Below are 16,295 nucleotides of genomic sequence, written 5' to 3'. Positions count from 1 at the left end.
AATCTAAATAATCACCCGTTGGTTAACATAAAACCACTGTATTTTAATCAATTTGTATTTTTGGTGTCACAAAAATAAGTAATTCACGCTTTTCATTAAACTCACTTGTGGTTTTAAACAGTCTTCCTACGTAAGGAATGTCACCTAAAATTGGCACTTTACTCGTAGTATTAATGATCTGCTGCTGGAAAATACCACCGAGTACTACGGTTTGTCCATTCTCCACTAACACTTGTGTTTGAATCTCTTGGGTATCAATAGACACTGCTTCACCTGTTCCGGTTTGTACGGTATCGCCACGCGTGTCTTGAGTAATAATTAAGTCTAGAATTACTTTATTATCAGGTGTGATATGAGGTGTTACTTCTAAGCTTAGTACCGCTTTTTTAAAGCTTACGGTAGTAGCACCACTTGAAGCTGACTCAGTGTAAGGAATTTCAGTACCTTGCTCTATTCGTGCTTTTTGCTGATTAGCCGCTATGATACGCGGGCTAGCAATAATTTCGCCTTTATTTTCTTCTTCAAGCGCACTTAACTCTAAATCAATTAACGTACCGTTAGCCAATTTTGCTATATGCAAACCAATGCTGGCCGCAGGATTAGAAATTGGTAAATTTACATTTAATCGATCTGAAATGCTTGGCGCATTTGTAGTTGATGTTGCGTTATAAATACCTTCAGCGCCTTCAAGGGAGCCTGAAATACCAACACTACTACCTTGGTCACTAAAGCCCCATCGTACACCTAAGTCCTCAGTAACGTTATCGCGCACAGTTACCATCCGAGATTCGATTACAACCTGCTGTACTGGAATATCGAGTGTTTCTATCATCCGGCGAATGTTTTCTATACTCTTTACAGTATCTTTTACCAATAAAGTATTTGTACGCTGATCAACCGATACACTACCGCGGGCAGTTATAATACTGTTCCTATCTGTTTTTAATAAGTCAGCAAAATTTTCGGCTTTAGCGTAGTTTAATCGAATGTATTCACTATAGAGTGGTTCTAAGTCTTCAACTTGCTGTTTAGCTTTTAAATCTTTAGCTTCACGTGCTGCAAGCTCCTCTGCAGGCGCTACCATTAAAATAGAGCCATCCATGCGTTTATCTAGCCCTTTAATACGCAGTACTACGTCAAGCGCTTGATCCCACGGAACGCCATCTAAGCGCAGTGTTATATTACCGGTCACTGAATCACTGGTTACTAAGTTAAAATCGTTATAACCCGCAATAATTTGTAGTGCTGCTCGCACAGAGATATCTTGAAAATTTAAGGTCATAGGGCGACCTTGATACTCAACGCCACCATCTAAATAGGCGTTTTGCGTTTCATCTTTTTCTACCGTCAGCGTTAAAATATTATCTATTTGCTGGTACGTAAATGTAAACTGAGCGTTTGGCTCAATAACGACACGACTTAATCCGTCTTCTTTAAAAGTCTCGATATTACTTACGACAGTACCAAAATCTAATACATCTAATTCATAAAGTAGGTCATCTAAAATATCGGTGTGATGAAAGTCAGCGTAAATTTTCCCGCCACTCTCATGGACTTCAATTGCAGCTTGAGTGTCTTGTAAAAATACGAGTACTTTCGCTTCGCCCTTTTCACCACGTCTAAAATCAATTGATTGGATACGGTTAATGTAATTTCCACTTACGTCACCTGAGTCCATCGCTACATCTTCATTTTCAGATTCTGTAAGAGGATTATCAGACACGCGTATTGATACTAAGTTGTTATGAACTTCAGTTTCATAAATTTTTAATCTATCGAGGTTTACCGTTACTTTTAAACCACTGTTAGTTAAAACATTAGTAACACTGCTAATTCCAGCTTGATTAACTTCAACATCATTTAAACCAACCTCTAACTCTGCGGTATCAAAAAACATTTCGATTCGGGCTGGGCTATTAAACACCTGAACTTTTGGCTCAAGCGTTAACTCTTCATCAAAAACAAGCTGTAACTCAGTTTCGCCTTTAAGTAATGGATTATAACGAACATCATAAAGTAACGGCCCTGCAACGGCTGAATTTACAGTGACTAAAGCAACAGCAGCCAGTAATGTTCGTGAAATACGATGAAGCCAAAGTACATCCTTATGCATGCTATTTTTACCTTTTTTATTATTAATTTGCGCCATCTGTTGCCGCCTCTAACATTTCTAATTTAGTCAAGCGCTCTTTCCAACAGCCAGACCCATCAGGGATTAATTCCACTAACTCTATATAGTCGTTACTTACTGTTTTTACTTTGCCATCATAACTACCAAGGTAATTCCCTACCGTTACACGATGCAAAGTAGCATCAGCTGCTGTTATTAATGCCCATATTTGTCCACTAGAACCAATTGTGCCTTTCATTGCTAAGTTATCTAGCGGGTATTTTTCTAACGGTTCGCGGCGACGCTCTTGATCAGGGTGCAAACAGTTTTTTACTTGTGTTAATTTATTTTGGATTATCTCAGGCTGAGGCGCTACAAACGGGCTACGTAGCTGACCAGCACTGTACTCAAATATTTCAAACTTTGTCAGCTCAGGAATTGATTCAACCTTTGGTGTTGTGCTTGCTTTTACCTGATCAATAAATTCTTTTTGCTCAGACGTATCATCATTACAACCACTCAAAACAAACACCATTACTACAGGTACTACGCGAAGGAGCTTCATTTTTTAACTCCTTCTTCATAACGATATGTTTTTGCGACAACACTAAATGTTAACTGTTTATCGCCCGATGATAAAATAGAAAAGTCATGTAAGCTTACAATTCGTGGTAACTGAGCTACTTTACCCACAAACTCACCAAACTCATGGTAGGTTCCTATCACTTCTATTTTAATCGGTAATTCAGTATAAAATTCTTTCTCGACTTCTGGTAACCAACCTATTTTTAAAAAAGTCAGACCACTTGTTGTGCCAACATACGACAAATCATCAAGTAAACCAGGGGTTTCGTTAGAGGTAGGTAAACGTTTTAATAATTGTGAAAACTTATCTTCCATTTCAATCATTTGTTGACGATAGATCTCAAGCTTACTCGCTACTGCGTATTTAGTACGATAAGTTGTGCGTAACTCGACCTCTTTCGCAACTGCACTGTGGTAACTATCAATTTCATCAGAAACTAACAGGCTATAACTAAAAAACAATACAAGTCCGGCAACAAACGTACAGCAAATTGCTTTAACTGCAATAGGCCAATCGCCAATGTTATCGAGCTCTATTTCATTCCAATCAATTTCACTCAGTGCTTTAAAATCAAGGCTCATCGCTAACCTCACCAATTTTATCAAATGGTTTTACATAAAATTCCATATTAAAATCACTAAGTAAACGCGAAGATTGATCGCCTGCAACAATGCCTTGCATTGAAGGATTCTCTAGTAAATATGAGCTTTGTACTTGGCGCAGCATTGTTGATAAACGGTTATTAGATTCACTGCGTCCCAATACATGAATTTGGCTACCTCGGCGCTCGAGTTTTGTTAAATAAACCCCACCCGGCACTATTTTGGCAACTTCATCCATTATTTGCGTACCCAAATTACGGCTGCTTTGTAATTCTTCAATGAGCCTCATACGCTGTTGTAAGTTTTCTTTTCTTTTATCTAAACCTCTAATTTCACTAATTTTTTTATCTAGCATGCTAATTTCTGAACTTAAATAGTTATTCTTTAAGTTTTGACCGTCTTTTAATGAACTATAAAAAGAGCTTAATAAGTACATACTCGCAAAACAAAGTATAACGACACCAATAAGTATAGTTACAAATTTCTTTTTCGATTCTTCGCGCTGCGATTCACGCCAAGGAAGTAGATTTATATGTGGCATGTTGAAAAGCTCCTTAATGCCAACCCTGTCGCAATTGCAAACTGCGTTTTGTGACGTTGCATTACATTACGATCTACTTTTGGAGAAATTTCCATATTTTCAAAAGGCTCAGCAACGACAGAGTGAATACCTAGTTCTTCGATGAGTAATCGGTCAATACCTTTAATCATCGATGTACCACCCGTTAATACAATATAATCGATTTGCTCTTTGCCACTGGTTGTTAAAAACATTTGCACCGCACGTCGCACTTGTTGAAGTAACGAAGTTTGAAAAGGGGCTAATACTTCAAAGGTGTAGTTTGGCGGTAAATCACCTGATGTTTTACCAATCTCAGCTTCATCAAAGCCTTTATTATAATAAGCAACGATACTATTTGTATATTGGTCACCACCAAAAACTTGGTCACGTGTATAAATTGTTTCCCCAGCTTGAACAACGCTCACAAGCATTAAAACCGCACCAATATCAACCACAGCCACGCATTTATTAAATGCGTCGCTAGGTAACTGTTGGTAATACACATCCATTGCACGACTTAATGCATAGCTTTCTACATCAACTATTTTAGCTTCTAAATTTGCTGCTTCTAAAGCGCCAACACGCGCTTCAACACTTTCAGTACGGGCAGCTGAAAGCAAAACATTCATTTTACTAGGATCGGCTTCATTCGTCGAAAGCTTCTCAAAGTCGAGGCTTACTTCATCAAGAGGATATGGAATTAAACTATCGGCTTCAATTTCAATTTGCGACTCAAGTTCAGCATCAGTTAACGATACATCCATGAAGATCACTTTTGTGATGACTGTTTGGCCAGAAACAGCCACTGCCGCAAATTTTAACGACTTTGGTAATTTTTTTCTTAATTTTGTAATTACGTTACCAATCGCTTCAATATCTTGAATTGTACGCTCACTCATAGCGCCTTTTGGCATCGGCTCAATTGCAAGTGCTTCAAGTCGAAATCCAGTTTCAATTTCACGTAAAAGCACAGCCTTAATAGAGTGCGATCCAATATCAATTCCTACCATCATTTGGGACGGTTTTTGAAATAGTTGACTTAGCATGTTTCAACTTGGCCTTTGTTTTAATAATAAACAAGTTATAATTTTTATATGAAAAAATATTATTCATTTTTTAATCAATATATACTAGCAGTCAAAACTCGCAATTGGGAGTCCATTTAGGGAAATATAAGTGATTTTATTAAAACGAACTTTACAATTTTTTATCATTTGTGTGTTAATTGGTCTGATTACTTTGATCAGTCTTTATTACTACGTTAAACCTGATATCCCCAGTGTGCAAGTTTTAAAAGACGTGCAATTACAAACTCCTATGCAAGTATTCACTAAAGATGGGCTTTTAATCAATCAATTTGGTGAAAAACGTCGTATTCCAGTGACTATTGATGAAATTCCTCAAACACTCATTAATGCATTTCTAGCGACAGAAGATAATCGATTTTACGATCATATAGGCATAGACCCTATTGGCATCGTACGTTCGGCTGTTGTTCTTATATCTACTGGCGAGAAAAAACAAGGTGCAAGTACTATTACTATGCAGCTTGCTCGTAATTTCTTTTTAACACGCGAAAAAGCATATATACGTAAAGTTAAAGAGATATTTATAGCGCTTCATATCGAAGATGTATTAACAAAAGACGAAATTTTAGAGCTTTATCTTAATAAAATAGAATTAGGTAATCGTGCTTTCGGTATTGGTGCAGCAGCGCAAGTTTATTACGGTAAAGAGCTAAAAGATTTAACACTTGCACAAATGGCGATGATTGCAGGTTTACCTAAAGCACCTTCTGCATTAAACCCAATTCGTAACCCAACGCGTGCAAAAGCACGCCGAAATGTAGTTTTAGGCCGTTTACTTACCGAAGACTATATAACACAAGAGCAATATAACGAAGCAACTAGCCAACCTACTACAGCTTATTTTCACGGCGCAGAAATAAACTTATACGCACCGTATATCTCTGAAATGGTGCGTGCCGAAATGGTTTCGCGCTATGGGGTAGATAAAGCATACAACTCAGGTTTTAAAATTTTTACCTCAGTAGAATCAAAGGTTCAAAAAGCAGCGCAAAACGCACTTGTAAATAACTTACACAATTACGATATGCGTCATGGTTTTAGAGGTCCAACTGATATTTTATGGAATCCTGAAACACAACCAGCTTTAACTGAGCAACAAATACTCAATAAATTACAGAGCGTAAATGAATTAGGCACTTTAAAAGTTGCAGCAGTACTTAGTGTTAATGATAAAACAGCTACTGTATTACTTAAAAACGGTGAACAAACAACCCTCACTTGGGATAATTTAAAATGGGCGCGTAAGTATATTACTCGCTACCGCCAAAGCTTTGCTCCAAAAGCAGCTACCGACATTTTAACACCAGGTATGCAAATATGGGTACGTCAAAACGAAGATAGCAGCTTCTTATTAAGCCAAGTACCGGAAGCATCAAGCGCTATTGTCTCACTCGATCCACAAGACGGTAGAATAAAAGCCATTGTAGGGGGTTACAGCTTTGAGCAAAGCCAATACAATCGTGCGGTACAAGCTAAGCGTCAAGTGGGTTCTAATATAAAACCTTTTATATATTCAGCAGCACTTGAAAAGGGCTACACGCTTGCGTCTATATTAAACGATGCACCTATAAACCAATGGGATAAAAGCCAAGGCGTAGCATGGCGTCCTAAAAATAGCCCCGCTGTTTACAACGGTCCTATTCGAATTCGCCGTGCTTTAGCACAGTCTAAAAACGTTATTTCGGTGCGCTTACTGCGTGGTGTTGGATTACAACGTACAGCTGATCACTTACTAAAATTTGGCTTTAAAGACGCTGACATTAATCGCAGTGAATCATTAGCCCTTGGCAGTGCTTCCATTACTCCCCTTGAACTTGCCCGAGGCATGAGTACATTTGCCAATGGCGGTCACTTAATTGAACCTTACTTCATCTCAGAAATTCAAGATGCTTATGGCAATGTATTGTTTAAAGCAAACCCTGCTCTTGCCTGTGACGAAGAGCCTTTGCCAACACTCAATGCACTCTCAATTCATAATAGTGATGGTGAAGAGGAGCAAACTAAAAAATGTGCACCGAGAATTATTTCTAAGCAGAATGCATTTTTAATTGCCGATGCTATGAATAGTGCAATCTGGGGGGGGGGTAGCTGGGCTCATAAAACAGGTTGGAGTGGAACCGGTTGGCGAGCACAAGCACTAGACCGTCGCGATATTTCGGGTAAAACAGGCACAACTAATGACTCAGTAGATACCTGGTTTAGCGGTTTTAATAGTAATGTGATGACCTCAGTTTGGGTTGGCTTTGATAATCCGGGCAACGCTCTTGGTCGCTCTACATATAACAACAACCTAGATAGCAGCCAAATATCAGGTGCTGAATCGGGCGCTAAAACCGCACAGCCAGCATGGGTTGAATTTATGAAAGCGGCACTAGAAGGCAAGCCCGAAGCTCCAATTGAGCCGCCTGAGGGACTTGTTTCTATTCGTATTGATTTAGCTACTGGTTTATTAAGCCATAAAAATGACTACACAAGTCGATTTGAATATTTTGAAAAAGGCACCGCACCTACAAAGTATGTGCTATCTCAGCCTAACGATATATTTGAAGAAGACACTAAAACAGAAGAAGAGCTATTTTAATAATATGTACGTAATACAAAAACGGCAGCTTATTTAAGCTGCCGTTTTTATTTAAACCAAAGGTTTATTTTAAGTTTTGAACAAGCCAATATAAATCAGAGTGCACACCCGCAGCGGTCACTTCCCTACCCGCTCCTGGTCCCTGAATCACTAATGCGTTATCGCTATACCATTTGCTATTAATGACAAAAATATTATCACCAGGAGTAAGGTTTGCTAACGCATCGCCATTAGGCACATACGCTATTCCCACTTTAGCGATTACTTCACCTTGTTTGATTTCTAACAAGCCCGTGTATCTAAGTACTGAATTTTTAGCTTTTGCTGTAGCTGCATGCTCTTCAATGAATGCATCTAGCTGTGTTTTTTTATTTAAAAAGTCATCCCAACTTGCCAGCGCAAGTTCATCAGGCATCAATGCCGATAAGCTAATATCGTCAAGTTCAAGCTCTACACCTAGCTCTCGAGCTAAAATAAGTAGTTTACGCTGCATATCTCGCCCAGATAAATCTTCGCGAGGGTCTGGCTCTGTGAATCCCATTTTCTGAGCTTCTAGTACCAACTCAGAAAATGGCCTAATTCCATCATATTTACTGCATAACCACGAAAGCGTGCCTGAGAAAACACCTTCTATACGTGTTATTTTATCGCCACTATTTTGCAAATCAGCCAAAGCAAAGTTAATAGGTAAGCCAGCGCCTACACTGGTGTTATATCGCCAATGTAAATTACGTTCTAAAATATTACTACGAAGTGCTTTATACCAAATAGTAGATGCTGTTCCAGCGTATTTATTAGCACTAATTAAATGACAGTCTCCATCTACAAAGTCTGGATACAACAAGCTAAATTGTTCACTTGCGGTAATATCAATCACAATTTTATGCTCGTAATCGAGCTCATTTATAGCATTCAGTAAATCTGCAGATTGATAGCTATTAGCCTCATGCTGCCATTGAGTTTTCCATTGCAGCGTATTAATACCACTTGCATTAAACAACATTTTTTTAGAGCGAATTAGACCGACTAATTTAATACTAAAGTCATCCGATAAGCGCTCAAATTGTGCCGATAACTGTTTAATAAAAACGTCGCCAACGTTACCAAGCCCCGCAACTATAATTGCGATTTCTTGGCCTTTATTAATTAGCTTATCGTGTAAGGCACTTTGTATATCACTATCTATAAATTGATCGGTAAGCAATAAAGCATATCCAGTATCTTGATGGACAAAACGAGGTTTTATGCTGTGGAGTTTTAATAAGTCTAGCGCTTGTAAGCTCAATGTATTAACGTCTTGCTCAGGCGCTACAATTGCGCAGCCATTTAAATTTGACTCGCTAATATTTGCTCTACCCGCAAAGTAATTAATAACCAGATAAGTTTGTGCTGCTGGCACTACCAGATACACTTCACCATTATGGTTAAAGTGATGAAGGCTATGCTGAATAAGCTGACTAACACTTGCAACCTCTCCTTCACTTAACCCTTCAACCATTAATAGGTCAACATTTTGCAACGTGGTTATAAAACGTTTTTTCTTCGCTGAACCTTTTTTTACTATATCGGTTGGGCTTGCTTGCACATCAAAACTACTGCGAACAGCTAGCTTAATATCTGTGTTTTTAAGTGGCGATAGTGTTTTTGCATGTAATACAGGATTACCTAAACGAGCCAATAAATTAGCTTGTCCACGGCAAATTTTGCCGTATTTAATCGCTTTTTGCACTTTACGTGGATCAGTACTAAACACTCCTTGCGTATCAGTCCAAATACATACCTGCTTAGCATTACAGTAATTTGCTAGTAGTGTTGCGCTGTAGTCACTACCATTTCGGCCAAGCGTTACAGTCTCACCATTGATATCTGCGGCTATAAACCCAGTAACAACATTTATTTTATTAGGAAAAATTAACTGCCCACATTTCTGCGCATTTTGCGCATGCATTAATTCACCATCATTCAAGGTAAAAAGAGTGCGGGCATCTTGAGCACATGCCTCAATATTTAGCTGCTGTAAATAAATGGCGAGTAAGCGTGCTGACCACAATTCGCCATGTGCAAGTAACGCAGCCTCTTTTAGCTGCTCAGCTTGAGCAAGTTCTGCAATATCACTAAGTTCGGTATTTAGTGTTTTAAGTGCACTTCGTTTTAAATCAGCTTCTAATAGCTGCTCTATTAAGTCTCTTTGGTGATTATTTAACTGTAGTAAAATATCAGCTACCGCTTGATTGTCTTGCTTTTGATAGCTTTGCCAAAGTAATACTAGCGTATCGGTTGTCTTACCCGCAGCCGATACCACCACACAGTCACCCGGTTGAGTATGTGTAATTATTATTTTTGCAACGCTTTGGTATCGCTCACTTGAGCTTAAACTCGAGCCACCAAATTTATGTATACAATTAACCATATTAATCACCAAAGCGCCGGACGGGCTACACTTAATTTAACGTTACCACCAGAAGTGCCTGCACCTTTGCCTACACGGACAACATTTTTATTTTGTCCTGGTTTTACAAGTTCAAACACTCGCTCAAAATCAGCAACTAAATCGTATATATCTTCAATACCTACCGAAATACGAATAAGCGTATCGCCCACACCCGCTTCTAAACGTGCTGTTGCGTCCATACCTGCGTGCGTCATAGTTGCAGGGTGACAAATTAAGCTCTCTACGCCACCTAGTGACTCAGCTAAACTAAAGGTTTTAAGGCTAGTTAAAAATGCCGCTGCGTCGTTTATATCGCCTTTAATATCAAAACTAACCATGCCACCAAAGCCAAGTTGCTGTGCTTTAGCAAGTTCATGTTGAGGATGTGACTCAAGACCTGGGTAGTAAACTTGGCTTACATATTCAGAGTTTTCAAGATACTTAGCTATTGCCAGTGCATTTTCTTGATGCTGTCTTAGGCGCACATTTAAAGTACGTAAACCACGAAGCGTTAAATAGCTATCAAAAGGCGCCCCCGTAATACCAATGTTATTAGCCCACCAAGCAAGCTCATCGCCTAACTCTTGTGTTGCGGCAATAACAGCGCCGCCTACTACATCGGAGTGTCCGTTAATATATTTAGTGGTTGAATGCACCACAATATCTACACCAAACTTAATAGGGTTTTGCAGTGCAGGCGACAAAAATGTGTTATCTGCAGCCACCAATGCACCGCATTGCTTAGCCACATCAGTAACCGCTTTAATATCTGTTAAACGAAGTACTGGGTTACTTGGGGTTTCTATCCAAATAAGCTTAGGTTTAATTACTAAAATTTGTTGAAGGCTTTCTTCTTTTGTTAAATCTAATATTTCGAGCTTTAGTAGTCCGCGTTTTTGTAAAGATGTAAATAAACGATAGCTGCCACCATAACAATCATGTGGAATTACTAACGTATCGTCACTATTAAGTAGCTGAGTAGCTAAATGCACGGCAGCCATGCCTGTAGCTGTAATTATGCCACGAGCGCCACCTTCAAGCTTAGCAAGCGTCTCAGCTAAAATATCACGATTAGGATTACCGCTACGACCATAATCATACTCACGCTTAGTATCAAAGTCGGCAAACGAATAAGTAGTCGATAAATAAATTGGCGGTACCACCGCACCATGATGTTTATCAGCATCAACGCCGTTACGTACAGCAATGGTTGCTTTGTTTTTTTCGCTCATATTCGTCACCTGATTAATTTGGATGTTTAGACGTCTAAAAGAGTAAGTTATCCGTTTTGATAAGTCAAAGTATTTTAAAGCTCTAGATGGCTAAAAGTAGAAGGAGCCTCTGCGAATAACACATTTTAGCTCACAAAAGTGTGCTTATCTTTACACTCACAATAGGCTTATTAAGATAGATCGGTATCTATTATTTGACTATCTTTTTTAAATCGATAGAATTTCACGCATATTTACACGCTTTTTATACCGTGTGAGAAATTAATAATCTGAGGCAACGATACATCTTATGGCTAAATGGAATGGTGAGTATATTCACCCATACGCAGAACACGGTAAAAAATCAGAGCAAGTTAAAAAGATCACCGTTTCGATCCCGCTAAATGTATTAAAGGTATTAACTGACGAACGTACACGTCGTCAAATCAATAACCTTCGCCATGCTACAAATAGTGAATTGCTATGTGAGGCATTTTTGCATGCTTTTACTGGCCAACCTTTACCAAATGACGATGACTTACGTAAAGATAACGCCGAAAAAGTGCCAGAAGAAGTTAAAAAAATAATGCAAGAAATGGGTCTAGAAGTACCCGTTTTAAACGAAGAATAAATACTACAAAGACAAAAAAACCTCAGTAATTACTGAGGTTTTTTTATGTCTAAATTTTATTGCATAGCTCTACTGTATAGATTTACTGCATATAATTTTCTGGCAAATCAATTTGCGCAACACCTGACTCAACAGCAGCTAGGGCAACAGCTCTTGCTATACGCGGCAGTAAACGAGGGTCCATTGGTTTTGGAATAATATACTGTGCACCAAACTCTAATTTATCTACGCCTGCTGCTTTTAAAACTTCTGCAGGTACAGGCTCTTTAGCAATACTACGGATAGCCTCAACTGCAGCAATTTTCATTTCATCGTTAATAGCGCTTGCACGCACATCAAGCGCACCACGGAAAATAAACGGGAAACATAAAACATTGTTAACCTGATTAGGATAATCAGAGCGCCCTGTTGCCATAATTAAATCGTTACGTGCGCCGTGCGCAAGTGCAGGATCAATCTCAGGATCTGGGTTTGAACATGCAAACACAACTGGTTTTTCAGCCATTAGCTTTAAATCTTCAGCCGCTAATAAGTTAGGGCCAGAAACACCTACAAACACATCAGCATCTGCAATTACATCTTGCAATGTACGCTTATCTGTATTGTTAGCAAAAAGCTGTTTATATTCATTTAAATCATCGCGGCGGGTATGAATAACACCTTTGCGGTCAAGCATGTAAATGTGTTCGCGCAGTGCTCCGCACTTAATTAACAGCTCCATACACGCAACAGCGGCAGCGCCAGCTCCTAAACATACAATAATTGCATCTTCAATTGACTTACCTTGTACTTCTAGCGCATTTAACATGCCCGCAGCAGTTACAATCGCAGTTCCGTGTTGATCATCATGAAAAACAGGAATGCTACAACGCTCTATTAATGCTTTTTCAATTTCAAAACACTCTGGTGCTTTAATATCTTCAAGGTTAATACCACCGAATGTATCGGCAATATTGGCAACCGTATTAATAAAGTCTTCTGTCGTACGGTGCTTAACTTCAATATCAATTGAATCAAGGCCAGCGAAACGTTTAAACAATAACGCTTTACCTTCCATTACAGGTTTAGATGCTAAAGGGCCTAAATTACCAAGTCCGAGAATTGCAGTACCATTAGTGATAACCGCAACCATATTACCTTTACCGGTATATTTATATGCATTTGCAGGATCTGCAGCAATTTCACGTACAGGTTCGGCAACGCCTGGGCTATAAGCTAGGGCTAAGTCTTGAACTGTTTCAGCGGGCTTTGTTAGCTCAATGCTAATTTTACCAGGTACGGGGTGTGAGTGATAATGTAGTGCTTGTTCACGAAAGTCAGACATAACGCGATGGTATCCTGCAATTTAAGTTAAAGTGAGAGGTGGAGTCTTGGGGTACGATACCCTTATTATTTTTAAATTCCAAGCAATATCAGGTCTATCCTGTTATATACTATATCCTTTAATTTTAAGAGGTTTTTCAGTAACTTTGCAGGATTATATAAACATTTAATAAATAAAAATTCACCTAAAAAGTAAGTTTTAAGGTGCTTTTATGCCTAGTGAAATATTAAAAAAATGTATGTATAAAGTATCACCATAAACTTAAATAACTGCCTACTACTCTACTTTAAAAACAGATAAGCCCACGTTAGCTACTTTTATCAACCTAGTTAAAAATTGTACTATTTAAAATATAGAGAATATCTATCGATTTGTCTGTAAAGGTTTATGCATACTCAGAATAAGAATAGGAAATAGTTATGCAAAGAGGGATATAGCTAAAGTCAGCGAAATAAGATAATAAACAACAAATTTTAGGCACAAAAAAAGCACCCTAAAGTGCTTTTTTAACTAAACAGCAATAATTATTTCTTGCTGGCAAGTGCACCGAAGCGCTTGTTGAAGCGATCAACACGGCCGCCAGTGTCTAAAACTTTTTGCTTACCAGTGTAAAACGGGTGACACGCAGAACATACGTCTAAGTGAATGTCTTTACAAAGAGTTGAGCTAGTTTCGAATTGGTTTCCGCATGAACATGTTGCAGAAATTACTTCGTACTTAGGGTGAATACCTTCTTTCATAGGAACCTCTAGTTAAGGCCGCATCGCTCTCCAAACCCGAAGTCTGGCACCATACGTCGTTAAAACAAATTTGTTGGTGGCGGATTTTATCCAACAACGTTCCCCTACACAAGTATTTATTTATGTTTTAGCCAAAAAAGTGAACAATCTCTTCCTCAAGCACTATTGCTAGTAGGTTTTTTACGGTAATTTTAGTACATTACAGCATTAATTTTACGGGTTGAGTTGTTATGAGTTTTGTTGAAGTTGCTATTAAAGTCCCGCTCCCACGCACCTTTGATTATAAAATAGAAGAACAGCTCAGCGGCCTCTCAACGCCTTTACTACCCGGTATGCGCGTTTTGGTACCTTTTGGTAACCAAAAAAAAGTGGCTGTTGTTCTGGGTATTAAAAGCAGTACCGACGTCCCTTTAGATAAAATTAAGAATATTATAGAGGTAATAGACGACGCCCCTATTTTAAGTACTCAGCACCTAGATCTCCTTAGCTTTACCGCGCGCTATTATTGCTATCCCTTAGGCGAAACTATTCATATAGCGCTACCCGCTGTACTTCGCCAAGGTGAATCACCTGATAAAACCAGTATTAATATGGTTGCTTTAACTGAAAAAGGCGCAAAAGTACCGTCATTAAAAGCTAAAACACAGCTCAACTTATTAAAACAGTTATCGCAATCAGGTAAGTCATCGTTAACTGAGTTAAAGGCACTGGGCTTTAGTAAAAAAACAATAGATAGCCTAATAGATAAAGAGCTTATTACGCAAACTATTGAACACGATAACCAATGGCAAAGCGTTGTACCAACTGTCGGTAGCAAACCTATACTTAATAAAGAACAAGCGGTTGCCTGTACAGCAATAAATCAAAGTACTGGATTTAGCAGCTTTTTATTAGAAGGCGTCACTGGCAGTGGTAAAACAGAAGTGTATTTACAGTGCCTAGAAGAAGTATTAAAACGTGGTGAGCAAGCATTAGTATTAGTGCCAGAAATAGGTTTAACGCCACAAACTGTAAACCGTTTTCGTCGCCGCTTTCCTGATACACCCATTATGCTTTGGCACTCAGCACTTACCGATAACGAACGCTTACAAACATGGCGCTTTTGCGAAAAAGGCAGTTGTGCGATAGTTATTGGGACGCGTTCGAGTATTTTTCTGCCATTTTTAAAACTAGGTATGATTGTTGTTGATGAAGAGCACGACTCGTCATTTAAACAACAAGATACCCTTCGTTACCATGCCCGTGATTTAGCCGCTTACAGAGCTTTTCAGCATAAAATCCCGCTTATATTAGGCAGCGCTACACCCGCGCTTGAAACACTTCACAAGGCAATTAATAACAAATACCAGCTATTAAGCTTAACTGAGCGTGCACAAACAGCGACCGACAACCAATTTAAGTTACTCGATATGAAAGGCCAACCCGACCAAGCGGGTATTGCCCACGCAAGCCTTGCTACTATGCGCCAGCATTTAAATCGCGGTAAACAGGTTATGGTATTTTTAAATCGCCGAGGTTTCTCGCCAACCCTAATTTGTCATGAGTGCGGTTGGTTGAGCGAATGTAAACGCTGTAGTACCAGCGCTACATTTCATAAAGCGATTGGACAAATGATCTGTCATCACTGTGGCGACCAGTACCCTGTCCCTCACCAATGTCCTGATTGCGGGAGCACACAAATATTCCCTAACGGTAAAGGCACAGAGCAAATTGAAGAGTTTTTATCTACCGAATTTCCTGATACACCTGTTACTCGTATAGATCGCGATTCAACTCGTCGTAAAGGTAGCCTTGAAAAAGCACTTGATGAAATCAACCTAGGAGGCGCACGCATTTTAGTGGGAACACAAATGCTTGCCAAAGGCCATCACTTTGCAGATGTAAGCCTTGTTATAATTTTAGATGTAGATAGCGGCTTATACTCATGCGACTTCAGAGCGACAGAACATTTAGCGCAATTAGTCACCCAAGTAGCGGGGCGTGCTGGACGTTCAGGAGAGCCTGGTCAAGTGTTATTACAAACACACTTTCCAGAACACCCTCTTTTACAAGACTTAGTTAATAATGGTTACCAAGACTTTGCCCGCTTTGCACTGAGTGAGCGCGATGATGCTGACTTACCGCCCATTACAAATATGGCCATTGTGCGTGCACAAGGGCATAGTATTAAACTAGTCGTCGATTTTTTGACGGATTTGGTTCCTGTGAATGGGGTATCTGGTATACAATTGCTCGGTCCGATCCCTGCCCCACTTGAAAGAGTCGCAGGTATGTATCGTTTTCAATTGCATATTCAAGCGCAAGATCGCCGCATATTACATCAGTACCTTGCGCAAATGGTTGATTATTTAAGTACCAGTAAACTTGCACAAAAAGTACGCTGGAGCTTAGACGTAGACCCTATAGACATGATTTAGGTTAAGGCCAAA

At 39.1% G+C, this 16,295-nt stretch carries 12 protein-coding genes; 3 read left to right on the top strand and 9 right to left on the bottom strand.

All coding sequences use genetic code 11. The features are described 5' to 3' along the window. Positions 1 to 43: 43 nt before the first annotated feature. Genes BW142_RS15050 through BW142_RS15030 form a run of 5 tightly spaced genes read right to left on the bottom strand, consistent with a single transcriptional unit; the run spans position 44 to position 4,906 of the window. Positions 44 to 2,149: a type IV pilus secretin PilQ family protein gene (locus BW142_RS15050; protein ID WP_076925373.1), complete on the bottom strand. Its 2,106-nt coding sequence runs from the start codon at positions 2,147 to 2,149 to the stop codon at positions 44 to 46. Then, on the bottom strand, positions 2,136 to 2,675 hold the full coding sequence (locus tag BW142_RS15045) for a pilus assembly protein PilP (RefSeq protein WP_007586272.1): 540 nt from the start codon (positions 2,673 to 2,675) through the stop codon (positions 2,136 to 2,138). Before BW142_RS15045 ends, BW142_RS15050 begins: the two co-directional genes overlap by 14 nt. Then, positions 2,672 to 3,277 carry a type 4a pilus biogenesis protein PilO gene (locus BW142_RS15040; protein ID WP_007586270.1) on the bottom strand — a complete coding sequence of 202 codons (606 nt, stop codon included), beginning with the start codon at positions 3,275 to 3,277 and terminating at the stop codon, positions 2,672 to 2,674. Before BW142_RS15040 ends, BW142_RS15045 begins: the two co-directional genes overlap by 4 nt. After that, positions 3,267 to 3,839, bottom strand: a complete 573-nt coding sequence (locus BW142_RS15035) for a PilN domain-containing protein (protein WP_076925372.1) — start codon at positions 3,837 to 3,839, stop codon at positions 3,267 to 3,269. Before BW142_RS15035 ends, BW142_RS15040 begins: the two co-directional genes overlap by 11 nt. Then, positions 3,827 to 4,906 (bottom strand): pilus assembly protein PilM, encoded by a 1,080-nt coding sequence (locus tag BW142_RS15030; RefSeq protein ID WP_024598074.1) that lies wholly within the window; start codon positions 4,904 to 4,906, stop codon positions 3,827 to 3,829. Before BW142_RS15030 ends, BW142_RS15035 begins: the two co-directional genes overlap by 13 nt. 130 nt (positions 4,907 to 5,036) lie before the next feature. On the opposite strand from BW142_RS15030, the gene BW142_RS15025 reads away from it, so the two are divergent. Next, positions 5,037 to 7,529, top strand: a complete 2,493-nt coding sequence (locus BW142_RS15025; protein WP_076925371.1) for a PBP1A family penicillin-binding protein — start codon at positions 5,037 to 5,039, stop codon at positions 7,527 to 7,529. Between the two features lie 64 nt (positions 7,530 to 7,593). Here BW142_RS15025 and metL read toward each other — a convergent pair whose 3' ends face one another. Both metL and metB read right to left on the bottom strand, forming a co-directional pair. Beyond that, positions 7,594 to 9,939, bottom strand: coding sequence for a bifunctional aspartate kinase/homoserine dehydrogenase II (gene metL, locus BW142_RS15020; protein ID WP_076925370.1), 2,346 nt, complete (start codon positions 9,937 to 9,939; stop codon positions 7,594 to 7,596). Between the two features lie 5 nt (positions 9,940 to 9,944). Continuing rightward, entirely contained in the window at positions 9,945 to 11,192 is a 1,248-nt protein-coding gene (gene metB, locus BW142_RS15015; protein WP_076925369.1) for a cystathionine gamma-synthase, read from the bottom strand. Positions 11,193 to 11,481: 289 nt separating this feature from the next. Here metB and metJ point away from each other — a divergent pair, with 289 nt between their 5' ends. Further along, a complete protein-coding gene (gene metJ, locus BW142_RS15010; protein WP_007586263.1) occupies positions 11,482 to 11,802 on the top strand; it encodes a met regulon transcriptional regulator MetJ in 321 nt (106 codons plus the stop codon). Positions 11,803 to 11,884: 82 nt separating this feature from the next. Here metJ and BW142_RS15005 read toward each other — a convergent pair whose 3' ends face one another. Together BW142_RS15005 and rpmE are read right to left on the bottom strand one after the other, a co-directional pair. Next, entirely contained in the window at positions 11,885 to 13,126 is a 1,242-nt protein-coding gene (locus BW142_RS15005; RefSeq protein ID WP_076925368.1) for a malic enzyme-like NAD(P)-binding protein, read from the bottom strand. Positions 13,127 to 13,650: 524 nt separating this feature from the next. Then, positions 13,651 to 13,866, bottom strand: coding sequence for a 50S ribosomal protein L31 (rpmE, locus tag BW142_RS15000; RefSeq protein ID WP_076925367.1), 216 nt, complete (start codon positions 13,864 to 13,866; stop codon positions 13,651 to 13,653). Positions 13,867 to 14,096: 230 nt separating this feature from the next. Here rpmE and priA point away from each other — a divergent pair, with 230 nt between their 5' ends. Next, the gene (gene priA / locus BW142_RS14995) at positions 14,097 to 16,283 is read left to right on the top strand and encodes a primosomal protein N' (RefSeq protein ID WP_076925366.1); all 2,187 of its coding nucleotides are present in this window, start codon (positions 14,097 to 14,099) and stop codon (positions 16,281 to 16,283) included. Positions 16,284 to 16,295 lie beyond the last annotated feature (12 nt).

Origin of the sequence: Pseudoalteromonas sp. EB27, assembly GCF_001974875.1 — a bacterium.
Lineage (GTDB): Bacteria > Pseudomonadota > Gammaproteobacteria > Enterobacterales > Alteromonadaceae > Pseudoalteromonas.
Note: the sequence above shows the minus strand (reverse complement) of the source record. Positions and strands in the feature narration are given on the sequence as shown.